Origin of the sequence: Pseudomonas sp. HR1, assembly GCF_030175875.1 — a bacterium.
In the GTDB taxonomy this organism is placed as follows: Bacteria; Pseudomonadota; Gammaproteobacteria; order Pseudomonadales; family Pseudomonadaceae; genus Chryseomonas; species Chryseomonas oryzihabitans.
Genome location: NZ_JASNRF010000002.1, coordinates 596,924 through 618,769 on the forward strand (window position 1 = coordinate 596,924; position 21,846 = coordinate 618,769).

Annotated in this window: 16 protein-coding genes; 7 read left to right on the forward strand and 9 right to left on the reverse strand. The window is 68.5% G+C overall.

Features of this window, described 5'->3' with window-relative positions; all coding sequences use genetic code 11:
• Nucleotides 1–4,347, reverse strand: a complete 4,347-nt coding sequence (locus QKY98_RS10080) for a DEAD/DEAH box helicase (protein WP_284670796.1) — start codon at nucleotides 4,345–4,347, stop codon at nucleotides 1–3.
• A gap of 53 nt (nucleotides 4,348–4,400) precedes the next feature.
• Nucleotides 4,401–5,345, reverse strand: coding sequence for a 2-hydroxyacid dehydrogenase (locus QKY98_RS10085; protein WP_284670797.1), 945 nt, complete (start codon nucleotides 5,343–5,345; stop codon nucleotides 4,401–4,403).
• 206 nt (nucleotides 5,346–5,551) lie between these two features.
• Between QKY98_RS10085 and QKY98_RS10090 the strand changes: the two genes are divergently transcribed.
• The 4 genes from QKY98_RS10090 to QKY98_RS10105 all read left to right on the forward strand — a co-directional run bounded on the left by QKY98_RS10090 (nucleotide 5,552) and on the right by QKY98_RS10105 (nucleotide 11,079).
• Nucleotides 5,552–6,781: a maltoporin gene (locus QKY98_RS10090; protein WP_027601917.1), complete on the forward strand. Its 1,230-nt coding sequence runs from the start codon at nucleotides 5,552–5,554 to the stop codon at nucleotides 6,779–6,781.
• 98 nt (nucleotides 6,782–6,879) lie between these two features.
• Nucleotides 6,880–8,163, forward strand: coding sequence for an ergothioneine biosynthesis protein EgtB (egtB, locus tag QKY98_RS10095; RefSeq protein ID WP_042133447.1), 1,284 nt, complete (start codon nucleotides 6,880–6,882; stop codon nucleotides 8,161–8,163).
• Nucleotides 8,164–8,166: 3 nt separating this feature from the next.
• Complete coding sequence (egtD, locus tag QKY98_RS10100; protein WP_284670798.1) at nucleotides 8,167–9,129, forward strand: L-histidine N(alpha)-methyltransferase; 963 nt, start codon at nucleotides 8,167–8,169, stop codon at nucleotides 9,127–9,129.
• 114 nt (nucleotides 9,130–9,243) lie between these two features.
• Nucleotides 9,244–11,079: a putative bifunctional diguanylate cyclase/phosphodiesterase gene (locus tag QKY98_RS10105; protein WP_044340727.1), complete on the forward strand. Its 1,836-nt coding sequence runs from the start codon at nucleotides 9,244–9,246 to the stop codon at nucleotides 11,077–11,079.
• A 54-nt stretch (nucleotides 11,080–11,133) separates the two neighbouring features.
• Here the strand turns inward: QKY98_RS10105 and QKY98_RS10110 are convergent, their stop codons facing one another.
• Both QKY98_RS10110 and prmB read right to left on the reverse strand, forming a co-directional pair.
• Nucleotides 11,134–12,453 (reverse strand): DEAD/DEAH box helicase, encoded by a 1,320-nt coding sequence (locus tag QKY98_RS10110; protein WP_044340728.1) that lies wholly within the window; start codon nucleotides 12,451–12,453, stop codon nucleotides 11,134–11,136.
• Nucleotides 12,454–12,503: 50 nt separating this feature from the next.
• Nucleotides 12,504–13,418, reverse strand: a complete 915-nt coding sequence (gene prmB, locus QKY98_RS10115) for a 50S ribosomal protein L3 N(5)-glutamine methyltransferase (RefSeq protein WP_284670799.1) — start codon at nucleotides 13,416–13,418, stop codon at nucleotides 12,504–12,506.
• A gap of 111 nt (nucleotides 13,419–13,529) precedes the next feature.
• Here prmB and QKY98_RS10120 point away from each other — a divergent pair, with 111 nt between their 5' ends.
• Together QKY98_RS10120 and QKY98_RS10125 are read left to right on the forward strand one after the other, a co-directional pair.
• Nucleotides 13,530–15,296 carry a thiamine pyrophosphate-requiring protein gene (locus QKY98_RS10120; protein WP_284670800.1) on the forward strand — a complete coding sequence of 589 codons (1,767 nt, stop codon included), beginning with the start codon at nucleotides 13,530–13,532 and terminating at the stop codon, nucleotides 15,294–15,296.
• Between the two features lie 75 nt (nucleotides 15,297–15,371).
• The gene (locus QKY98_RS10125) at nucleotides 15,372–15,689 is read left to right on the forward strand and encodes a hypothetical protein (RefSeq protein WP_256681092.1); all 318 of its coding nucleotides are present in this window, start codon (nucleotides 15,372–15,374) and stop codon (nucleotides 15,687–15,689) included.
• Here QKY98_RS10125 and QKY98_RS10130 read toward each other — a convergent pair whose 3' ends face one another.
• Genes QKY98_RS10130 through QKY98_RS10140 form a run of 3 tightly spaced genes read right to left on the reverse strand, consistent with a single transcriptional unit; the run spans nucleotide 15,690 to nucleotide 18,399 of the window.
• Nucleotides 15,690–16,559: a rhomboid family intramembrane serine protease gene (locus QKY98_RS10130; protein ID WP_027599822.1), complete on the reverse strand. Its 870-nt coding sequence runs from the start codon at nucleotides 16,557–16,559 to the stop codon at nucleotides 15,690–15,692.
• A complete protein-coding gene (locus QKY98_RS10135) occupies nucleotides 16,556–17,515 on the reverse strand; it encodes a metallophosphoesterase (RefSeq protein WP_284670801.1) in 960 nt (319 codons plus the stop codon). The genes QKY98_RS10130 and QKY98_RS10135 overlap by 4 nt, the downstream gene beginning before the upstream one ends.
• The gene (locus QKY98_RS10140; RefSeq protein WP_284670802.1) at nucleotides 17,515–18,399 is read right to left on the reverse strand and encodes an NAD(+) kinase; all 885 of its coding nucleotides are present in this window, start codon (nucleotides 18,397–18,399) and stop codon (nucleotides 17,515–17,517) included. Before QKY98_RS10140 ends, QKY98_RS10135 begins: the two co-directional genes overlap by 1 nt.
• Nucleotides 18,400–18,439: 40 nt before the next feature.
• Here QKY98_RS10140 and QKY98_RS10145 point away from each other — a divergent pair, with 40 nt between their 5' ends.
• Nucleotides 18,440–19,420 (forward strand): DUF1853 family protein, encoded by a 981-nt coding sequence (locus QKY98_RS10145; RefSeq protein ID WP_108581071.1) that lies wholly within the window; start codon nucleotides 18,440–18,442, stop codon nucleotides 19,418–19,420.
• Here the strand turns inward: QKY98_RS10145 and QKY98_RS10150 are convergent.
• Nucleotides 19,393–20,316: a 1-aminocyclopropane-1-carboxylate deaminase/D-cysteine desulfhydrase gene (locus tag QKY98_RS10150; RefSeq protein WP_284670804.1), complete on the reverse strand. Its 924-nt coding sequence runs from the start codon at nucleotides 20,314–20,316 to the stop codon at nucleotides 19,393–19,395. The genes QKY98_RS10145 and QKY98_RS10150 overlap by 28 nt on opposite strands.
• An 11-nt stretch (nucleotides 20,317–20,327) precedes the next feature.
• Entirely contained in the window at nucleotides 20,328–21,641 is a 1,314-nt protein-coding gene (locus QKY98_RS10155) for a chromosome partitioning protein ParA (protein WP_169886929.1), read from the reverse strand.
• Nucleotides 21,642–21,846 lie beyond the last annotated feature (205 nt).

Sequence of the window (21,846 nt, forward strand, 5' to 3'; positions counted from 1 at the left end):
TTACTGCCGCAGCAGGCTGCGCCCGATGCCGACCTGGGGCCGTTCCCGTCCCAGTTGCTGCAGCGCCTGCCGCGCCCGCACCTGTTCTCCTGCGTCCAGCTCCACCAGCCAGTCGACCCTGGTTCCCACCCGCGTGGCGATCGGCACTCCGTCGCGATAGAGCAGGCGATTGCCGGCCACGGCGGGCACCTTGGCCCCGGGCAGCAGGGTGCCGACCAGATTGAGCGGATCCAGCGCCGAGACGCACACCCAGAGATCTTCCGCCGGACGCTGGCGCCACTCACGCAGGGGTGCGATGGCCGCCGGATCGGCAAATTGCTCGCCGGACAGACCGGCGATGAAGCGCCCGCCGCGGATTTCGCCGCGGGCTTCCAGGCGATGGCAGGCGCGCAGGAGATCGCGCCAGGGCGGCAGGACGGCGCTCTCACGCTGCAGCAGCTGCCAGCAGAGCACGCCATAGCGACGCAGTAGCAGCCCGACCAGCCGCTCCAGCAGCGCATCCGGCAGCCGCGCCTCGTCCGGCGCCTCGGCGGGCCGCAAGGCGACCCAGCGACCGGCATCCTCCATCCCGCCATAGAGCGCCATGCGCCCGCGGCGCGAATCGCTGCGACCACTGCCACGCTTGGCCGCCGGCTGCAGCAGGGCGCGTAGGCCGGCGAAGCTGTCGGCGTTGACCGCACCGGCCCCTACCAGCTCGCCCAGGGCCGTCTCCAGCTCGCTGCGCAGCAGGCGCGCCTCGCCGAGCAATTCATCGAAAAAGGAGGCGCCGCGGTGGGTCAGCACCTCCAGCACCCGTTGCGCCTTGGGTGACAGCACTTCGCTGCCGGCGGGCTCGGTCAGGCTGTTCCAGTCGGCCAGGTGGCGGCGCGGCAGCAGGACGATGGGCGAACCCTTGACCGGTCCGCCGCCTCCGCGCCCCGCCTGGGGCAGGCGCAACCAGACCACGCGACCGGCGCGGCAGAGGTCATCGAGGTAGGTGAACTGATAGCTCGGCAGGCGACTGGGCAGGATCTCGCCTTCCCAGCCGGCGGCGGCGACCTCGAAGCCTTCCAGCAGGCCGATCACCTGCTCCAGGCCCTCATTGCCTCTCAGGATCGCCGGACCGGTCAGATGCTGGTGCTCCAGCAGAAATCTCAGGTAATCGGCCAGGGCCACCGGCTCAATGGCCTTGCGCAACCGCCCCAGGGTATAGCGATGGATCCGCGCCAGCAGGTGGCGCTCGCACCATTCCCCGGCGCTGTCCGCCGCGGTGAAGCGTCCCTGCAGGACATAGCCTTCACCCTGCAGGGCCAGCAGCGCCGGTGTGAGCTGGGCCGACGGCAACCCGAGACTGGCGGCCAGTCCATCCTGGTCTACCGGACCCAGGGCGGTGAGGCGCGCGCGCAGCAGCTCCACCAAGGCCGCCTCGGCATCCGCGGGCGCTGCGAAACCCGGCGGCGCCTCGAGCGCCGGCTCGGTGGCGACGCCGGGAAACAGCGCCTGGAACAATGGCAGTCGCTCGGCCGCGATCCACAGGGTCGCCGCCGGCAGCCGCAGCCGCCCTGCCCGCCCGGCCTTGACCAGCTGGCGCGCCTGGGTCTGCTGCGGTGCGACTTCAGCTTCGGTGAGAAAGCCGATGCCCAGCAGGGCTTCGTGCAGGTCATCGGCGCTTTCCAGCCGCGGCCAGGCTTCCTCCCGCACCAGGGCGATGGCCGCCGGATCCAGGGCGCCCAGTTCGTCGGGATCGGCACCGCCGAAGCGGCGATTCTGCACCGCCAGGGTCCGCCGCTCCTCGACGGGCGCGTCGTCCAGATAGGCATAGGGCTTGGCCGTGAGCACCTCGGCGGCCAGCGGCGAAGGGCCGGGCAGGTCGTGGGTCAGCAGGGTCAGTTGGCCCGCCGCGATGCGCGCCAGCAGGGCCAGCCAACCGCGGCTGTCGAGGGATTCGTGCAGGCAATCATCGAGGGTCTGGCGGACCAGTGGGTGCTCCGGCACCTGGCGCTCGCCGGCGAGATTTTCCAGACAGGCCACCTGATCGGGAAAGACCGTGGCCAGGAGGTCTTCGCTGCGCATGCGCTGCACCTGGGTCGCCACCTTGCGCCCGGCGCTGAAGCGCGGCAGCGCCAGGGCCGTGGTGGCGTTCCAGCGCCAGCGCACCGCGAACAGCGGGGCGTCGAGCAGCGCCTGGATCAGCACGGTCTCGGCGGTGGCCGGATGCAGATAGCGCCAGACCTCATCGAGCACGAAGCTGTGGCTGGTGGCCAGCGAGAGGATCAGGGCGTTCTCGGTCGCCGCCGCCTGCAGCTCGACATTGAAAGTGCGGCAGAATCTCTTGCGCAGGGCCAGGCCCCAGGCACGGTTGATGCGGCTGCCAAAGGGCGCATGAATGATCAGCTGCATGCCGCCGGCCTGGTCGAAGAATCTTTCCATCACCAGGGTCTGCTGGGTCGGCAAGGCGCCTAGCGCCTGGCGCGTCCGACCGAGATAGTCCACCAGCTGGCGCGCTGCGTCCTCGGCCAGCGCATAGGCCGCGCCGATGCGGGCGATGGCCGGTTCGGGCGGCTCGTCGGCGCCGGGCAGCAGGGGTTCGAGTTCCGCGCGCAGCCGCGCCAGACCCGCCGACAGCTCATCGCTGCGCCCCGGCGCCTCGCCGTGCCAGAAGGGAATGTTGGGCGGCTGGCCCTTGGCATCCTCCACCCGCACCTTGCTGCCTTCGATCTTGACGATGCGGTAGGCGGTGTTGCCCAGCTGGAAGACGTCGCCCACCAGGCTTTCGAAGGCGAAATCCTCGTTGACGCTACCGACGGTATGGCCCTGGGGTTCGAGCAGCACGCTGAAATCGCCGCTTTCCGGGATGGTGCCGCCGCTCATCACGGCGGTCGCCTTGCCGCCCCGACGGCCGCGCAGGAGTCCGTTGACCGCATCCCGATGGACATAGGCGGCGCGCGGACCGCGGCGATCCGTATAGCCCTGGCTGAGCATCTCCACCACTGCCCGGTAGTCGGCTTCGCTCAGCGCGGCATAGGGTTCGGCCTGGCGCAGTACGGCCAGCAGGCCTGCTTCCGACCACTCCTGGCAGGCGACCTCGGCCACCAGTTGCTGAGCCAGGACGTCCAGCGGCGCCACGGGGATGTGCAGGGTATCCAGCTCGCCCCGGCGCACGCAGTCGAGCAGCGCCACGCACTCCACCAGGTCGTCGCGCGAAGTGGGAAACAGCCGTCCCTTGGGTAGCCCGCCGACCTGGTGATTGGCGCGGCCGACCCGTTGCAGGAAGGCGGCGATGGAACCCGGCGAGCCGATCTGGCAGACCAGATCGACCTCGCCGATGTCGATGCCCAGCTCCAGGGAAGCGGTCGCCAGCAGCAGGCGCAATTCGCCGCGCTTGAGGCGCTGCTCGGCGTCCAGTCGCTGCTCCCTGGCCAGGCTGCCGTGGTGGGCGGCGACCTGGGCATTGCCGAGGCGATCCGAGAGCTGGCGCGCCATGCGCTCGGCCAGCCGGCGGGTGTTGACGAACACCAGAGTGGTGCGGTGCGCCTCGGCCAGTTCGGCCAGGCGGTAGTAGATCAGCTCCCAGGCCTGGGTGGACAGCAGCGCCTCCAGGGGAATGGGCGGCACCTCCAGCGCCAGGTCGCGGGCGCGCTGGTGGCCGATGTCGATGACGGTGCAGGGCCTGGGCTGCCCCTGGGCGTCGCGGCCGACCAGAAAGGCGGCCACGGCGGCCAGCGGTTTCTGGGTGGCGGACAGGCCGATGCGCTGCAGCGGATGGCCCGTGAGGGCCTCCAGACGCGCCAGACTCAGGGTCAGGTGGCTACCGCGCTTGCCATCGGCGATGGCATGGATCTCGTCGACAATGACGCCGCGGACGCTGGCCAGCATTCGTCGCCCGGAATCCGAACCCAGCAGCACATAGAGGGATTCGGGGGTGGTGACCAGCAGGTGCGGCGGTCGCCGGCGCATGGCGGCCCGCTCCTTCTGCGGGGTATCGCCGGTGCGTACCGCCGTGCGCAAGGCCAGCGGCGGCAACCCCCGCGCCTCCAGCGCCGCGCCGATGCCGGCCAGGGGTTCTTCGAGATTGAGGCGGATGTCGTTGGACAGGGCCTTGAGCGGCGACACATAGAGCCAGAGGCAGGCCTCGGGCAGGCCACCCTCCTGCAACGCTTCCTGCACCAGGCCATCGAGCACGGCGAAGAAGGCGGTCAGCGTCTTGCCCGACCCGGTAGGCGCGGCCACCAGCACCGATTCACCGGCGCGAATGGCCGGCCAGGCCTGCAGCTGAGCCTCGGTCGGGGCGGGAAAGCGCGTCGTGAACCAGCTGCGCGGCGCTTGGTGGAAGTCCGCCAGGACGGCGGCAGGCGAATTCGAGGTCATGCGCCCAATATGGGAGGGGTCATCCGGGGCCACAACCCAAGCCGACCGGCGGCTCAGGCGATGCGATTGCGCAATTCGCCCCCCTGCAGCATGGCCTGGATATTCGCCAGCATCACCTCTTGCTGGGCCTGCTGGGCCGAGGCCGCATTGGCCGCGACATGGGGACTGAGCACCAGGTTGGGCTGCTGGCGCAGGCGCTCGGGCACCTCGGGTTCGCGGGCGAAGACATCCAGCCCGGCGCCGGCGATCACCCCCTGCTCCAGGGCGTCGGCCAGGGCATCCTCGTCGACCACGCTGCCGCGAGAGATATTGACCAGATGGCCCTCGGCGCCGAGCGCGGCCAGGACCTCGGCATCCACCGCGCCCACGGTCTCGGCGCTGGCGCGGACCGCCACCACCAGCACGTCGCTCCAGCGCGCCAGCTCCAGCAGGCTGCCGTGATAGGCATAGTCCAGCCCCTCCCGCCTTGAGCGATTGAAGTAGCCAATCTCCATGTCGAAGGCTGCGCCACGCCGGGCGATGCGCCGACCGATCTCGCCCAGGCCATAGATGCCCAGGCGCCGCCCGGCCAGGCCCGGGACCTGGGGCATGCGCTCGACGGCGTTGCCCTGCCAGCGGCCGCTGCGGACGAAGGCATCGCCCTGCAGCAGGCGGCGCGCGCTGGCCAGGACCAGGCCAAAGGCGAATTCGGCTACGGCGGTGGCATTGGCATCACCCGCCGTGGTCACGGCGATACCGCGCGCGCGGCAGGCGTCCAGTTCCACGCCTTCGTAGCCGGTGCCGTAGCAGGCCACCAGCCGCAGCGCCGGCAGGGTATCCAGCAGCGCGGCGCGGGTCGGCAGGCCGCCGATGGTCAGCAGCGCCACGGCCTCCTCGGCCCCCGCGGGCAGCGCCGCGGGATCGGCCGAAGGAAAGGGCCCCAGGACCCGGTAGTGGGCTTCGAGCCGGGTCACCAGTCCCTGGGGCAATTGCGGGGCCATCAGCAGCGTCGGTTTCATTTTGTAATACTTTCCCTGAGGCAAAATCCAAGCGTCGCCAGCAGGAGCCGTGGCCGTCAACCATTCTCTTTAGGCTGCCGCTTTCGGCGGTCTTGATCCGTGCCTTCGAACCAAGGCAAGTCCTTGATCGGCTGGGAAATTCGCGCAACTTGTCGAGCCGGGCCCAGGTCCGATCGGCGTCCGCCAACCACACAGGGATTTTCGGGATGACCAGAGTTCTCCGCCAGGCCGGCACCACCTGCTGTCTTGCCTTCCTTGCCGGCAGCCTGCCGCTGACCGCCACGGCGCTGGAATTCAGCGGCTACGGCCGAGTGGGTGTCGGCGGCTCCGCGGAAGGCGGCAAGCAGAGCTGCTTCCAGCTGCCCGGCGCACCCGCCAAGTACCGCCTGGGTAACGAATGCGAGACCTACTGGGAACTCGAATTGCACCAGACCCTGTACAAGGGCGTCGATGGCACCGAACTCAAGGTGCACGGCATGGCCAGCCTCTACAACGTCTATGACCAGACCCCCACCTTCAGCGGCGACAACGGCAACGTGCGCCTGCCGCAGATCTGGACCAGTCTCAGCCTGCCGGCGCTCAATGGCGGTGGTCTCTGGGCCGGGCGTCGCTACTACAAACGTCACGACATCCATATCAACGACTTCTACTACTGGAATCCGAGCGGCACCGGTTTCGGCGTGGAGGACTATGGCCTGGGCGACAGCGGCCTGCGGCTGAGCTACGCCTTCAGTCGCGAAGACAACATCGACCAGCCGGACAAGGCCAACCGCCACGACCTGAACCTGGGCGGCATCAAGACCAATCCCGGTGGCGAGATCGAACTGGGGCTGTCCTACATCCAGCGCGCCGGTCAGGTACAGAATGCCCACAGCGGCTGGTCGGCCACCGCCGAGCACAAACAGGCGCAATTCTTTGGCGGGGTCAATGTCTTCACCGTGCAATACGGTCGCGGGCCAGGCACCGGCCTGGGCGCGACCGGCAGCCTGACCGCCGATAGGGATTACGAGAGCCTGCGCGTGCTCGAATCGCCGCGCTGGCAGCTCACCCCGCGCTTCGGCGGCCAGTTGCTGGCGCTCTATCAGCGCGACCGCGCCCCCGGCGATGGCGGCCAGACCTGGTACTCCTTCGGCGTGCGGCCCAGCTATGCCTTCACCCGTCTGTTCAAATTGCAGGTGGAGTTCGGCCACGACCAGATCCATCCCGACAGCGGCGCCACCCGCAAGCTGAACAAGGTCACCGTGGCGCCGACCCTGGCGCTGGGCGGCATGGGGCTGATGGACCGGCCGGAGATCCGCCTCTACTGGACCTACGCCAGCTGGAACCGCGGTGCCCAGGATGCTGCCGTGGCCGGTACGGCGCTGTCCGACAGCGGCGCCTTCGGCGATGCCCGTCACGGCAACAACTTCGGCGTGCAGCTGGAAACCTGGTGGTAGACAGGGGCAAGCGAGACCGCCCGTCATAACCGGGCGAACTAAACTTATGCCGCCCGGTCGGTTTCCTGACAACCAAAAGGCCGACCAGGGAGAACGCCATGAATCCTCTCGCCCGCGAGCTGCCCGCAGCGAGTGACACCGCCACCACCCTGCTCGAGCGCTTCCAGCGTGTGCGCAGGGCCAGCGAGGCGCTCTGCGCCCCGCTCACCGTCGAGGATTACGTCATCCAGAGCATGGCCGACGTCAGTCCGCCGAAATGGCACCTGGCCCACGTCACCTGGTTCTTCGAGGCCTTTATCCTCAAGCCCTTCCTCAAGGGTTACCAGACGCCCAATCCGGCCTACGACTACCTGTTCAACTCCTATTACGAGACCCACGGCAAGCCCTTTCCGCGGGCGGCCCGCGGGCACCTGTCGCGGCCGGGCGTGGACGACGTCTATCGCTTTCGCGCGGCGGTGGACACGGCCATGGCCGAGCTGCTCAGCGCGCCGCCGGCCGAACATGCCGCCGAGATCGCCCGGCGCCTGGAACTCGGCCTGCACCACGAGCAGCAGCACCAGGAATTGCTGCTCATGGACATCAAGCACATCCTGGCGCAGAACCCCCTGCATCCGGTCTATCGCGCCGACCTGGCCAAGGGCCCCAAGGCCGCGGTCGCGCCCCTGGGTTGGGAAGCCCATCCGGGCGGCGTCCGGCATGTCGGCCATGGCGGCGACGGCTTCGCCTTCGATTGCGAGACGCCGGTGCATCGGCAATTCGTGGACGACTTCCAGCTGGCCGATCGGCTGATCACCAATGGCGAATACCTGGCCTTCATCGAAGACAACGGCTACGGCCGCAGCGATCTCTGGCTGTCCGACGGCGCCGCGGCCATCCGCACCCTTGGCTGGCAGGCGCCGCTGTACTGGCAGAAGCTCGATGGCGTCTGGCACCACTTCACCCTGGGCGGCCTGACCCCGGTGGATCCAACCGCACCAGTCTGCCACCTGAGCTTCTATGAAGCCGATGCCTACGCCAGCTGGGCCGGTGCCCGGCTGCCCACCGAGGCGGAATGGGAAACCGTGGCGGCGCGCCAGCCGATCCAGGGCAACTTTGTCGACCAGGATCACCTGCAACCGGTCGCCAATGCGGACCAGGGCATGCGCCAGCTGTTCGGCGACGTCTGGGAGTGGACCGGCAGCGCCTTCCGCCCCTACCCCGGCTTCAAGCCACTGCCGGGCAGCCTGGGCGAATACAACGGCAAGTTCATGTCCGGCCAGATGGTCCTGCGCGGGGGCTGCTGCGCCACGCCCCAGGACCATGTGCGTGCCACCTACCGCAACTTCTTCTATCCCACCATGCGCTGGCAGTTCTCGGGCCTGCGCCTGGCCAGAGAGGTCTGACCCATGGCCCTAGCCGTGCGCTTCTTCGATCAGCAACCGGTGACCGTCGCCGACAGCTCGCTGCGGGACGATGTGCTCCAGGGCTTCGCCCAGACCCCCAAGGCGCTGTCGCCCAAGTACTTTTACGATCAGCGCGGTTCGGAGCTGTTCGAGGCCATCACCCGGCAGCCCGAGTACTACCCCACCCGCACCGAAGAGGGCATCCTGGCCGCGGCGGCCGGTGAGATCGCCCGCCTGGCGGGGCGCGACGCCGCCCTGGTCGAACTGGGCAGCGGCGCCAGTCGCAAGGTGCGCCTGCTGCTGGAAGCCATGCACCCGGCCGGCTACCTGGGCATCGACATCTCCCGGGAATTCCTGCTCAGCAGCACCCAGCGTCTGGCGGCCGACTATCCCTGGCTGGACGTCAGCGCCGCCTGCGCCGACTTCAGCCGCCCCATGACCCTGCCCGACAGTCTCGACGGCCTGCGCCCCATCGCCTTCTTTCCCGGTTCGAGCATCGGCAACTTCACCCCGGAAGAAGCCGGCGTTTTCCTGCGCAATCTGCACCGGATGCTGCCGACGACCGGTGGCCTGCTGATCGGCGTGGACCTGATCAAGGACAGGGCGCGGCTGGATGCGGCCTACAACGATGCCGCGGGAGTGACCGCCGACTTCAATCTCAACCTGCTCGAACGCATCCGCCGCGAGCTGGACACCGATCTGGATCCGCAGCGCTTCCGCCACCTGGCCTTCTTCAACGAAGAACAGGCGCGCATCGAGATGCACCTGGTCAGTACCCGCGATCAGACGGTACGTCTCGAAGGCCGCCGCTTCACCTTCCGCGAAGGCGAGCGGCTGCATACCGAGAATTCCTACAAGTACAGCCTGACGAGCTTTCGTGCGCTGGCCGAAGACGCCGGTTTCAGACAGGTGCGGGTGTGGACCGACCCCGAGGGGCTGTTCGCCGTTTTCTACTTCGCGGCCTGATCCTTTCGACAGATAAATGACAACCGGTAGACTGTGAGGCGGGTAGTGAGGGAACTCTCGACCCCATCACGCTCTAAGTAGCAATCTGCTACTACAGCGCACCGAGATGTTGCTATGGAGCCCGCTCCACTCACTGCGGCCAACGAACGCCAGCGTCTTGCACTGCTGCGCGATCTTGCCCTGATCGATCGCCCTGCCGACCGTGCCTTCCAGGATCTCACCGATCTCTGCGCCCGGTTGTTCGATGTCCCCTATGCAATGATCTGCTTTCTTGACGGCCAGCAGGTCCATTGTCGAGCCACCGTAGGCTGCGCGCCTTTCACCGTGCCGCGCGGCCAGTCGTTCTGCCAGCACCTGCAGGAAACCAATTTGCCGCTGCAGGTGGAAGACGCCCGCAACGATGCCCGCTTCGCCGACCTCCAGGTGGTGAGGGGTGCACCGAACATCCGCTATTACCTGGGCGCGCCGCTGCGCACCGCCGAAGGGCTGATGCTCGGCAGTCTCTGCCTGTTCGATGCCGCTCCCCGCGCCGCCCTACCCCAGGATCGGCTGGTGGCGCTGCAGCAACTAGCGGCCCTTGCCAGCCAGCACATCGAATTGCTGCGCACCGAAGCCTTCTGGGATCCGGTCACCCAGCTGCCCAACGGTCAGCGCTTCAGCGAGGATGCCGAAGCCCTGGCCCGGGCCGGTACCTCGGTGGTGGCGGTGGCGGCCGATCTGTTCGCCCAGAGCTATCTCAACGACTTCATCAAGGCCATGGGCCAGGCGCATTTCGATGGCCTGCAACGGGCCATCAAGCAGCACCTGCGCCGCCTGCTACCGGCTGAACAACCGCTGTATCGCCTCGGACCGGCCCGCTTCGGCTTTCTGCTGCACGACGCCGACGAGGCCGCGCAGCGGGCGCTGCTCGAGCGCCTGCAGCAGGAATTGACCGGGGTGCTCGACTACAATGGCATTCCCATCCAGACCCGGCTGGGCCTGGGGGTGATGTCCCTGACCGACGACCATCCCACCGACTGGCTGCGTGCCCTGATCGCCACAGCCGACGATGCCCGCGCCGAAATGCGCGGCTGCCGGTATTTCGATCCGCAGCATGACGCCGCCTACCGCCGCGCCTTCGCCCTGCTCAGCGCCCTGCCCCAGGCACTGCGCGCCGAGGACCAGTTGAGCCTGGTCTATCAGCCGCGCATCGATCTGGCCACCGGTCGCTGCCACAGCGTCGAGGCGCTGTTGCGCTGGCAGCATCCGCACCTTGGCCCGGTCAGTCCGGCGGAATTCATTCCGCTGGCGGAAAAGACCGCGCTGATCACCGCGCTGAGTCGCTGGGTCATGCAGCAGGCCATCAGCCAGGCCTATGCCTGGCAACGCGAGGGCCGGGGCCTGGGGGTGGCGATCAACATCTCCGCCCATGACCTGAACGATCCGGACTTCACCGAGCACACCACCGACCTGCTGCAGCGCTATCCGGTCGACCCCCGGCGCCTGGAGCTGGAGGTCACCGAGAATGCCCTGCTGGGTGACGTGGCGCTGATCCATCGGCAGCTGGCCGCCCTGCGCGAGCTGGGCATCGGCATCGCCATCGACGACTTCGGGACCGGCTACAACAACCTCTCGCACCTGCGTGAGTTGCCGGCCGACACCATCAAGATCGACCGCAGCTTCGTCCGCGAACTGACCCACCGCACCAAGGACCGGCTGATCGTCAGCTCGCTGATCGAACTGTCCCATCAACTGGGCTTTCGCATCACCGCCGAGGGTATCGAGACCGCCGAGGCCCTGGCCAGCCTGCTGGCCATGGGCTGCGACGAAGGCCAGGGCTTCTGGATCGGCAAGCCCATGCCCGAACCGGAATTGCAGGCCTGGTTGCTGATCCAGCAACCGGATCTGCAACGACGCCCTACGCGGCGTGCGCCGGTCTTCCAGCTGTTCGACAACGCCGCCAAGCACTGAGGCGCCCTGCCCCGCGGTCTAGCCGCGGGTTGGCGCCTCAGGCCCGCCGCAAGATCACTCCTGGGTGCGCTTGCGCGGCGGCGCGAAGCCGTCGGCCGACGTTGGCACCAGGGCGCCGGGACGGCGTTCGGACTTGGGTTTGGCCTTGCTCTTGGCCTTGCCGTCCTTCTTGCCCTCGGTCTTTTTCTTCTTCACACCCGCGGCCTTGCCCGAGGCCTTGAGCTTTTTCGGACCGCTGTAGCTGGCCTTGAGACCCGGCAGGTGACGACGCTCGAATCTCAGCTTGAGATAGCGCTCGATGCTAGACATCAGATTCCAGTCGCCATGGGTGACGAAGGAAATCGCCAGACCGGCCTCGCCGGCGCGCCCGGTGCGGCCGATACGGTGGACGTATTCGTCGCCACTGCGCGGCAGGTCGTAGTTGATCACCAGGTCCAGGCCGTCGACGTCCAGGCCGCGGGCGGCCACGTCGGTGGCGATCAGCACCTTGACCGCGCCGCTCTGCAGCCGCTCCACGGCCAGCTTGCGGTCCTTGGTGTCCTTGTCGCCGTGCAGCACGAAGACCTTGAGGCCCTCGGCCACCAGGCGGCCGGTCAGGCGATCGGCCTGCACCTTGGTGTTGGTGAAAACGATGGCCTTGCGATAGGTCTCGTTGGCCAGCAGCCACTGCAGCAGGCGCTCCTTGTGCGGCGGCTCGTCGGCCAGGATCACCTGCTGCACCACGGCTTCGTTGAGCTCGCCGGTGCGGTCCAGCATGAGATTCTGCGGCTCGCGCAGGACCTGCTCGACCACCTGACGCAGGCTGTTGCCCCCGCTGGTCGCGGAGAACAGCAGGGTCTGGCGGCCTTCGCGCTCGCAGCTGGCGGCGATCTGCAGCACGTCCTCGGAGAAGCCCATGTCGAGCATGCGGTCGGCTTCGTCCAGCACCAGCATCTCGATGTCCCTGAGATCCACGTTGCCGGCGTTGCGCTGCTCCAGCAGGCGACCGGGGGTGGCCACCAGGATCTCGGGATTCTTGCGCAGGCCGGCGGCCTGGACGCGGAAGTCCTCGCCGCCGATCACCAGGCCGGCCTTGAGAAAGGTGAACTGGCCGAAGCGTTCGATTTCCTTGGCGGTCTGCTGGGCCAGCTCGCGGGTCGGCAGCAGGATCAGGGCGCGGGCACCGGAACGCGGCTTGGGATCCTTGAGCAGTCGATCCAGCAGCGGCAGCAGGAAGGCCGCGGTCTTGCCGCTGCCGGTACGGGCGGTGACGCGCAGGTCATGGCCCTCCAGGGCCGGACCTACGGCAGCGGCCTGGACCGGGGTGGGCGTCTTGAAGCCCAGGGTGTCGAGGGCCTTGAGCAGGCGCTCGTGCAGAGCGAGTTCGGTAAACACGGGGTAGACCTCGGTAAAGAAAGGCGGCCGCCACCGGCGACCGCAGGTGATCAGGGGACCAGACGGCTGCGGAACAGCGCCTGGTGCTCGCGGCACTGGGCGGCGGCGAGCAGGAAGACGCCATGGCCGCCGCGCTCGAATTCGAGCCAGGTGAAATCGACTTCCGGATAGAGCGCCTCGACGTGGACCTGGCTGTTGCCCACCTCCACGACCAGGATGCCCTGCTCGGTGAGGTGATCGGCCGCTTCGGCCAGCATCCGTCGCACCAGATCCAGGCCGTCGTCACCACAGGCCAGGCCCAGGGCCGGTTCGTGCTGGTACTCGGCCGGCATGTCGGCGAAGTCCTCGGCATCCACGTAGGGCGGATTGCTGACGATCAGGTCGAAGCGCTGCCCCGGCAGGCCGGCGAAGCCGTCGCCCTGGACGGTATAGACGCGCTCCTCCAGGCCGTGGCGCTCGATGTTCTGCCAGGCCACTTCCAGGGCGTCGTAGGACAGATCGCCGAGGGCCACCTCGGCCTCGGGGAAGGCATAGGCGCAGGCGATGCCGATGCAGCCCGAGCCGGTGCAGAGATCGAGGATGCGCGCTGGCGTGGCCGGCAGCCAGGGGGCGAATCGCGCTTCGATCAGCTCGCCGATGGGCGAACGCGGCACCAGCACCCGCTCGTCGACGGTGAAAGGCAGGCCGCAGAACCAAGCTTCGCCGAGCAGATAGGCGGTCGGCACGCGCTCCTGGATGCGCCTGTGCAAGAGCACCCCGAGTTCGTAGCGCTCGTCGTCTTCCAGGGCGCAGTCCAGGTAGCGGTCGGCGGTGTCCCAGGGCAGGTGCACGGCGCCCAGCACCAGGGCGCGGGCCTCGTCCCAGGCGTTGTCGTGGCCATGGCCGAAGAACAGCTCTTCGGCATGGAAGCGGCTGACGGCCCAGCGGATGTGGTCGCGCAAGGTGCGCAGGCGGGATTCGCTCATGAAAGGCTCCGGATGATCAGCCGCGCATTCTAACCCGCGCCCGGTCCGGCTGCAGGAACTTAACGCCGGACCCCTTCTTCCTAACCCTAAAGGTCCAGTTAGGAGAACGTCATGAGCAAGACCGTAGCCGACCATCTCTGGGAGCGCCTCGGGCAGTGGAACGTCGAGCGCGTCTTCGGTTATCCCGGCGATGGCATCAACGGCATCATGGGTGCCCTGGGGCGGGTGGCCGAGCAGTTCGACTATGTCCGGGTGCGCCACGAGGAGATGGCCGCCTTCATGGCCTGCGCCCATGCCAAGTTCACCGGCGAGGTGGGCGTCTGCCTGGCCACTTCCGGGCCCGGGGCCATCCACCTGCTCAACGGCCTGTACGATGCCAAGATGGACCATATGCCGGTGGTCGCCCTGGTCGGCCAGCAGGCCGCCTCCTCGCTCGGCAGCGACTACCAGCAGGAAGTCGACCTGCACACCCTGTTCAAGGACGTGTCCGCCTACGTGGAGACGGTGGTGCATCCGGCGCAACTGCGCCATGTCATCGACCGCGCCTTTCGCGTGGCCATCGCCGAGCGCCAGGTGGCCACGGTGATCATTCCCAACGACATCCAGCAATTGCCGGCGGTGGAAAGCCCGCCGCACCAGCACGCCAATGTCCTTTCCGGGGCCGGTGCCATCCCGCCACGGCCCTATGCCCAGGAAGACGACCTGCAGGCCGCCGCCGACATCCTCAATGCCGGCAAGAAGGTGGCCCTGCTGGTGGGCGCCGGTGCCCTGCAGGCGCGCAGCGAGGTGATGGCGGTGGCCGAGAAGCTCAGCGCCGGGGTGGCCAAGGCGCTGCTGGGCAAGGGCGTGGTCTCCGACGAACTGCCCTATGTCACCGGCTCCATCGGCCTGCTCGGCACCGAGGCCAGCGATCTGCTGATGAAGGAATGCGACACCCTGCTGATCGTCGGCTCGACCTTTCCCTATACCGAATTCCTGCCCAAGGAAGGCCAGGCGCGGGCGGTGCAGATCGACCTGCATGCGCGCAACATCAGCATGAGGTATCCCATCGAGCAGCCGCTGCTGGGCGATGCCGCCGAGACCCTGAGGCGCCTGCTGCCGCTGCTGCAGAGCAAGCCCCACGACAAATGGCGCGCGCGCATCGAGAAGAGCGTGGCCGACTCCTGGCATTCCATCGAGCAGCGCGCTTTGGCGCCCGCCGATCCGATCAATCCGCAACGGGTGTTCCATGAACTCTCCAGCCAGTTGCCGCGCGACGCTATCCTCTGCGGCGACAGCGGCTCCCACACCAACTGGTATGCCCGCGACATCCGCATGAGCGGGCAGATGCTGGGGTCGCTGTCGGGCAAGCTGGCGACCATGGGCTGTGGCATTCCCTATGCCATCGCCGCCAAGTTCGCCCATCCGGATCGTCCGGTGATCGCCCTGGTGGGCGACGGCGCCATGCAGATGAACGGCAATGCCGAACTGGTCACCCTGCAGCAGTACTGGAAGAGATTCAGCAATCCGACCTTCATTGTCATGGTGCTCAACAACGGCGATCTCAACCAGGTGACCTGGGAGCAACGCGCCCTGGCCGGTGATCCCAAGTTCGCCCCGGCCCAGGACGTTCTGGACTTCCCCTATGCCCGCTATGGCGAATTGCTCGGCTTCAAGGGCCTGCGCATCCATCGTCCGGACGAGGTGGCCGATGCCTGGCAGCAGGCCTTCGAAGCGGATCGCCCGGTGATGCTGGAGTTCGTCACCGACCCCAGCGTGCCGCCGTTGCCGCCGCACATCAGCTTCGAGCAGGCGCGGGCCTTCCTCGGCGCCATCGCCAGTGGTGATCCGAATCGCTGGGACATGCTCAAGCAGGGGGCCCGACAGCTGCTGCGCTAGCCCGCGCCTCTCAGGCTCGCCAAGGACCGCCGAGGCGTATAACCTCGGCGGCCTTACAGCGCCTGGGGTATGAGTATGCAGTTGCCCGAGCAAGACCGTTTCGATCCGCCGCCGCTGCGCCTGCGGCGGCCCTTTCTAACCTCCCTCGCCGCCGGCCTCGGCACCCTCTCGGTGCTGACGGGTTTGGCCGCGCTGCTGGCGGGCGGTGCCGCGCTGCTGCAGCTGCCGCAGTTGGCGCCCTATCTGTCCCTGGCCCGCGAGACCGCCCAGGGCTTCCTGGGTGGCGGCGCGCTGCTGTTGCTGGTCGGGCTCTGGTTGCGCCGCCGCAGCCAGCGGCGCTGGCGCTATCGCAATGCCCTGAGCCTCTCGCCCGAGCTCAAGCGGCGGCGCTAGCTAGCGCTGCCGCAGGCGTGCCAGGCCACCGCCCAGCAGGCCGGTAAGGCAACCCAGCACCAGGCCGCCGACATGGGCGCCATTGGCGATGGAGCCGAAGCCGAGCAGGTCGAAGACGCCGGTCAGGCAGATCACCAGCCAGATCAGCATCATGGCCACCACGCCGCGCGGCATGCGATAGGCCGGATTGGGCGCCAGCCACTGGAACAGCCAGCAGTGGCCGAGCAGGCCATAGAGCACCCCGGACAGGCCGCCGAACAGGGCCGGGCCGGTCCAGGCGTACTGCACCAGGTTGGAGCCGGCGGCGAACACCAGGGTCAGGAGCAGCAGCATCAGGCCGCCCTGGCGGAATTCGATACGCCGACCCAGCTCCCAGTACCAGAGGGCGTTCATCGCCAGGTGCAGCAGACCGAAGTGCAGGAAGATCGGAGTGACCAGCCGCCACCATTCGCCACGGGCCAGGCTGGCGTCGAGATCGAGGAAGGCGATGTGCTCGGCGTCGATCAGGCGGAATTCCTGCAGCGTCAGGTAGTGGATCAGCGCCAGGTTGTCGCCCAGTTCGGTGGCCAGGCCCAGCAGCAGGGTGATGGCGAGAAAGACGGCGCTGACCGGACTGGCCTTGAGTTGCGCCAGCAGGCCGAAGCCGCGGGGGCCGCGGGCGGTCTGGACCTCGCCACGCGGATCGCCATCGGGATAGCGCTCATAGAGGCTGCGGGTCTCTTCGACCCGTGCCGGGTCCAGCACCCAGAGCACCTGGCTGTCGCCCTCTTCCACCACCCGGTGGCGGATCTGCAGGCGCCGCAGCAGGCGGGTGAAGCCCAGCAGGTCGCGACCCAGGGGCACGCGCAGCACGGGTTGCGGCTGGTTCATCGCCCCTCCTCGCGCTGGACGTCGATCCAGACGAACTTGGCCGGATCGATCTGGCGTTCGTCGTCGAGGCGGTAGGCCACCAGCTTGCCGTACTTGACCGCGCTGTAGTCCAGGCAGGCCAGGTTGGGCCGCAGAGGTTCGGGATGGCCATCGCGCCAGTAGTGACCGACGAACAGCATCGGCTCCTCTTCGCCATAGCAGAGCAGCCCGGCCTTTTCCTCGTCGCTCAGGGGTTCGCAGGCGATTTCCGCCGGCAGCGCATCCGGCTGGAAGACCACGTCGCCATAGGTCTGGGGATCGCTCTCCCAGAACTTGGTGCGAAAGCGCGCCCGCACGTAGCCGTCGCTGCCGGTGAGGCGCAGGCCGTGGGGCAAGGGCAGCGAGACGCCGTTGAGCAGGCGCGAGCCGACCCGGCTGGCGAGGCTGCCACCGACGATGGACTGGCGGACGAAGTCCTCGTCGATGCAGGCGTCCGGATAGTGGTTGAGGAGTTCGTCGATCAGCCGCTGATCCCAGCAGGCATGCACGATGCGGAAGTGACCGAAGTCCTTGCACAGCGGCAGGGTGTAGAGCCAGTCCAGGTGGTCCTGCCACTCGCCGGGATGATCGGCGAAGGCGGCCAGGGTCTCCTGGATCAGTTGGCGATGACGGGGGGTGTGTTCGCGCACCCAGGTCTGGCCGGTGCCGGGGAGCGCCGGGGTGTGCCAGGCCAGGGCATTGAGTTCGTGATTGCCAAGGATGCAGTGGGCATGGCCACCCTCGACCATGGCGCGCACCCGACGCAGGGCGCCGCGGATGCGCGGGCCGCGATCGACCAGGTCACCGAGAAAGATCGCCTGGCGTTCGGGATGCTGCCAGACGCCGTCCACCTGTTGATAGTCGAGGCGCTCCAGCAGCAGGTCCAGGGTATGGGCGCAGCCGTGGATGTCGCCGATCAGATCGTAGCCGCGGGGCATCAATCGTCTCCCAGGCGACTGCCCCAGCCGAGCTTGGTCCGGCAGATCTCGTAGTAGTTGTGATCCAGGGGATGGATCAGCCTGAGCTTGTGGGGCTTCTTCTGAATGGTCACGGTATCGCCGGGTGCGCAGGTGAAATGATTCTGGCCATCACATGAGACCTGCGGATAGATCGTCATGTTCGGCGACACCAGGATCGACAGGGTGCTGTCGCCGGAGACCACGATGGGCCGGCTGGACAGGGTGTGGGGATACATGGGCACCACCACCATGGCATCCAGCTTGGGATGCATGATGGGACCGCCCGCCGACAGCGAGTAGGCGGTGGAACCGGTGGGGGTGGCGACGATCAGGCCGTCGGCGCGCTGGCTGCAGACGAACTGGCCGTCGATGTACAACTCGAACTCGATCATCCGGGTGGACTTGCCCGGGTGCAGCACCACGTCGTTGAGGGCATCGCCCTGGCCGATCATCTCGCCGCCGCGCTCGACGAAGGCGTCCAGCAGGAAACGCGTCTCCATCAGGTACTGGCCGTCGAGCACCTCGGCGACCTTGGTCTCCAGCTCGTCGGGGCGGATGTCGGTGAGAAAGCCCAGCTTGCCGCGGTTGATCCCCAGCACCGGCACCCGCGGGCGCACCAGGGCGCGGGCGGCGCCGAGCAGGCTGCCGTCGCCACCGACCACGATCACCAGGTCGCAGATCTCGCCCATGAGCTTGCGCGACACCGTCTGCAGGCCGTGTCCGGGCAAGACTTCGGCGATGGTGTTTTCCAGGATGACGTTGCGCCCGCGTTGCAGCAGAAAGGTCTTGAGCCGGCGGATGGTGTCCAGCACCTGGGTGCTGCCGAGTCGACCGATGATGCCGATGTTACGAAAGGAGTCCATGACGCGCCGGCGGCCCCGTTGGCTGGAAAGTGCGGAAAGTATGGGCGAAAGGCCGTGGCAGCGGCAAACCGCCCTCATCCGACCACGGGTCGCCGCCGGTGATCCGCAGCGGCCCGGCTTGGCCTATGCTGGCACCATGACGCCCTTCGCCGAGCTGCACGCCCTGCCCCGCCGCCTGAGCCAGCCCCAGGTGCGCGATCTCGCCTGGACTCTGGTCGCGCCGCCCTTGCTGGAGGCCGCCGACACCCGTCATCCGCTGGCCGCCAGCGACTGGGCGACCCACCCCGAACGTCTGGCCGACTGGCTGCGGCAACAGGACGCGGCCCCCGCGGCCCTGGCGACCTGGCTGGCCCAGGGCAGCGACCGCCGCCTGGGGCGCCAGTACGAAAGACTCTGGCAATTCGCCCTGGAGCGCGCGCCGGGGCTGAGGTTGCGCGCGGCCAACCTGCCCCTGCGCGACGGTGACCGTACCCTGGGTGAACTGGACCTGCTGGTGGAAGACGCTGAGGGGGTCCATCACCTGGAACTGGCGGTGAAGTTCTACCTGGGCGAAGGCCCGGCGGACGCGCCCCGCTGGCTGGGCCCCGGCGGCGAAGACCAGCTGGCGCGCAAGCTCGCCCATCTGCGCCAGCGCCAGTTGCCGCTGTCGGCCACGCCCCTGGCCCGGGCCAGCCTGGCGGCGCTGGACATCGCCCCGCCGCGGGCGGCGCTGTGGTTGGGCGGCTATCTGTTCCAGCCGCTCGATCGCCCCCTGCCCTGGCCGGCGGACGCCCTGCCATCCCGACAACCCCAGCTGTGGTGCGCGCGCGGGCAACTGCCGGAGGGTCCCTGGGAGGTGCTGCCCAAGGGCCACTGGCTGGCACCCGCAGTGGCCGACACGCCCTGCCTGCCGCTGCCGGACGGCGAGCCGATCTGGCCGCAATTGCTGGTGCGGCGCGATGCACGCGGCGACGAGGATGCCCGGCTGTTCCTGGTGCCTGGGGGTTGGCCGCTTCAGCCGCCGACCCACTTCGCCAGCTGAGGCTCCAGCGCGCGGCGGCCCTGGAGGCCCCCGCTGTGGATCAGCACCAGGCGACTGCCCGGAGCCAGCGCGCCGCCCTCGATTGCCTGGCGCAGGGCCAGCCAGAGCTTGCCGGTATAGAGCGGCTCCAGGGCGATCCCGGTCTGCGCCTCGAACTCCGCCATGGCCCGGGCCAGTTCGGCATCGAGGCGGCCGAAGCCACCGCGGCTGGCGTCCAGCAGGTGCCAGTTCGGGGCCATGTGCTGGGCCAGCAACCGGTCGAGGTTGGCTTCGACGCCGTGCCCGGGCGGCACCGCCAGGCCGCCCACCACCTGCCAGGCGGGATCGGCGGCGCGGATCACCCCGGCCAGGGTGGTGCCGGTGCCAGCGGCCAGCCAGACTTGCTGGCAATCGGGCCAATCCAGGGCGGCGAGGCCCTGGCGCAACTCCGTGACGATGGCCGCGCAGGCCGCGGCGGCCTGCTCGTCGCAGCCGCCTTCGGGAATGGGCAGCAACCCGGGATAGCGCGCTTGCCAGGGCTGCCAGAAGTCGGCGTCATGGCGACGGCGATAGCCGCCATAGCCGAGCCAGTGCAGGGTCATGCCCTGGGCCTGCAGATCCTGGACGGTGGGCGTCAGGCAGGGTTCGCCGCGCAGGAGGCCGACGGTAATGAAGCCTTCCGCCCGGCCCAGGGCGGCCAGCGCATGCAGATGATTGGAGTGGGCACCGCCGAGACTAATGAGCCCACGGCCCTCGCCCCGGGCCAGGCGTTCGCGCCAGGGCCGCAGCTTGTAGCCCTTGTTGCCGTTATGCGCGGCCGGGCGCTGATCCAGGCGCAGCACCGCCAGGCGCAGGTCGCGCGCCGCCAGGGCGGCGAGCTGCACCTCCTGCAGCACGGCGGGTGGGAGAGATGTCATCCGCCGGGAATTCAGAGATTGGCGACGTCGCCATCGCTGTCATCGCCACGGTGCTCGGCGCACAGCGTCGAGCGCAGCGGATCGAACTGGGCGGGGTGCTCGACCCGCACCACCGGCCGCCCGCAGCGCTCGCCCTCCACCTCGGCCTGGCACACCGGCTGCTGGTGATGCTCCAGCCAGCGCTGGTATTGCTCGCGGCTGACCTTGCAGTGCTCGGCGACATAGCCCAGGGGATCGGCGCTGAACCGCGGCACGTCCTGGCGGCTGAGGATCAGATGACCCGCCCCCGGCTGGAAGGTGACGAACAGGATGCCCTGGCGCGCCAGGCGCTCCAGCTGCCCTTCGTTGCTGTCGCCGATCAGCTGGGCGCAGCGCTCGCGCAGCTGGCGGATGTCTTCCTGCAACTGGCCGTCCAGCTCGTCGCGGTACTTGAGTTCCACCTCGCGGATGGTCAGCTGATTCTTCAGCTCGCCCACCGCGGCGGCCACCCGGGCTTCGCTTTCGGCTTCGGACTGGATGCGCAGCGCCTCGATCTTGTAGAGGGCGTTGCGCTCCAGGGTGCGCATCTGTTCGTTGAGTTCTTCGCGCTCCTGGCGCGCCAGGTCGTGCTGTTGCTCCAGGTGCTGGGCCAGGGCGGCGTAGCGCACCTCCAACTCGGCCTTGGCGGCGCGGACTTCGTCGGCGTCGCGCTGCAGGCGGGCCAGGTCTTCCTGGTGCTGGCGGGTCAGGGTCAGCAGCCGGGTGCGCTGGCCGGCGATCAGCTTGTCCAGTGCCTCCTGGTGTTCCTGGGCGAGGATACGGCGGACCCGTTCGAGACGGGCCTCGACATCGATGCCGTCGGCGGCACTGGGGTGGTATTCCCCGGCCAGTTCCACCTCGCCATCGCGCGGCGCGACCAGACCCAGGCAGTCGCGGATCGCCTGCCAGTCGTCATGCTCGGCCTCGCTGCGCGGATCCCAGAGATCGCCCTGGTGCCAGGAGATCGGGCAGTGGCTGCGACTGGCCAGACGGATCGGCCCGGCGCCCAGGTCGGGACCGACATCGCCGCGCTCGGCCAGCTCCGTAAGCGGCAGGTCCCACTCCGGCAGCGGACTGCCCTGGGCATCGAAGGCCAGCAGGAAAAACACCGCGGCCTTGACCCGGCGGTGGTCGTCCAGCAGCAGATAGACGAAGCGATGGCGCCGTCCGGCGCAGTCGAGCAGCGTCTGGTCGCCCTGCCAGAGCGCCTGGAAATCGGGAAACAGCAAGGCGCGATTCACACCCTGGTCGCCGAACCCCAGCACCACCGGGGTCAGTACCGCCTCTTCGTTCAACGTCTCTGCCATCTCTCGCCGCGTGCTCTGTCGATCCCACATGAATACCGAGGCCGGCCTCTCGCCAATTGGCGACCGGACCTGCATCCGCGCGCCGACCTCGGGCGGCGACGCGCTTGATCCGCGTCGCCGCCCGACTGCTCCAACGCGCCGGGCCCCCACCCGACGCATCAGGACGGCAGCTTAGCCAATCCTGGTCGGCGGGATGGAAGAGAGG

Excerpts from the sequence above, each read along its gene's own strand:
- QKY98_RS10090 (WP_027601917.1), top strand. The coding sequence starts at position 5,552 with ATGACCAGAGTTCTCCGCCAGGCCGGCACCACCTGCTGTCTTGCCTTC.
- QKY98_RS10155 (WP_169886929.1), bottom strand. The coding sequence starts at position 21,641 with ATGGCAGAGACGTTGAACGAAGAGGCGGTACTGACCCCGGTGGTGCTG.
- QKY98_RS10105 (WP_044340727.1), top strand. The coding sequence starts at position 9,244 with ATGGAGCCCGCTCCACTCACTGCGGCCAACGAACGCCAGCGTCTTGCA.
- QKY98_RS10080 (WP_284670796.1), bottom strand. The coding sequence starts at position 4,347 with ATGACCTCGAATTCGCCTGCCGCCGTCCTGGCGGACTTCCACCAAGCG.
- egtD (WP_284670798.1), top strand. The coding sequence starts at position 8,167 with ATGGCCCTAGCCGTGCGCTTCTTCGATCAGCAACCGGTGACCGTCGCC.
- QKY98_RS10130 (WP_027599822.1), bottom strand. The coding sequence starts at position 16,559 with ATGAACCAGCCGCAACCCGTGCTGCGCGTGCCCCTGGGTCGCGACCTG.
- prmB (WP_284670799.1), bottom strand. The coding sequence starts at position 13,418 with ATGAGCGAATCCCGCCTGCGCACCTTGCGCGACCACATCCGCTGGGCC.
- QKY98_RS10140 (WP_284670802.1), bottom strand. The coding sequence starts at position 18,399 with ATGGACTCCTTTCGTAACATCGGCATCATCGGTCGACTCGGCAGCACC.
- QKY98_RS10145 (WP_108581071.1), top strand. The coding sequence starts at position 18,440 with ATGGGCGAAAGGCCGTGGCAGCGGCAAACCGCCCTCATCCGACCACGG.
- QKY98_RS10150 (WP_284670804.1), bottom strand. The coding sequence starts at position 20,316 with ATGACATCTCTCCCACCCGCCGTGCTGCAGGAGGTGCAGCTCGCCGCC.
- QKY98_RS10125 (WP_256681092.1), top strand. The coding sequence starts at position 15,372 with ATGCAGTTGCCCGAGCAAGACCGTTTCGATCCGCCGCCGCTGCGCCTG.
- egtB (WP_042133447.1), top strand. The coding sequence starts at position 6,880 with ATGAATCCTCTCGCCCGCGAGCTGCCCGCAGCGAGTGACACCGCCACC.
- QKY98_RS10135 (WP_284670801.1), bottom strand. The coding sequence starts at position 17,515 with ATGCCCCGCGGCTACGATCTGATCGGCGACATCCACGGCTGCGCCCAT.
- QKY98_RS10085 (WP_284670797.1), bottom strand. The coding sequence starts at position 5,345 with ATGAAACCGACGCTGCTGATGGCCCCGCAATTGCCCCAGGGACTGGTG.
- QKY98_RS10120 (WP_284670800.1), top strand. The coding sequence starts at position 13,530 with ATGAGCAAGACCGTAGCCGACCATCTCTGGGAGCGCCTCGGGCAGTGG.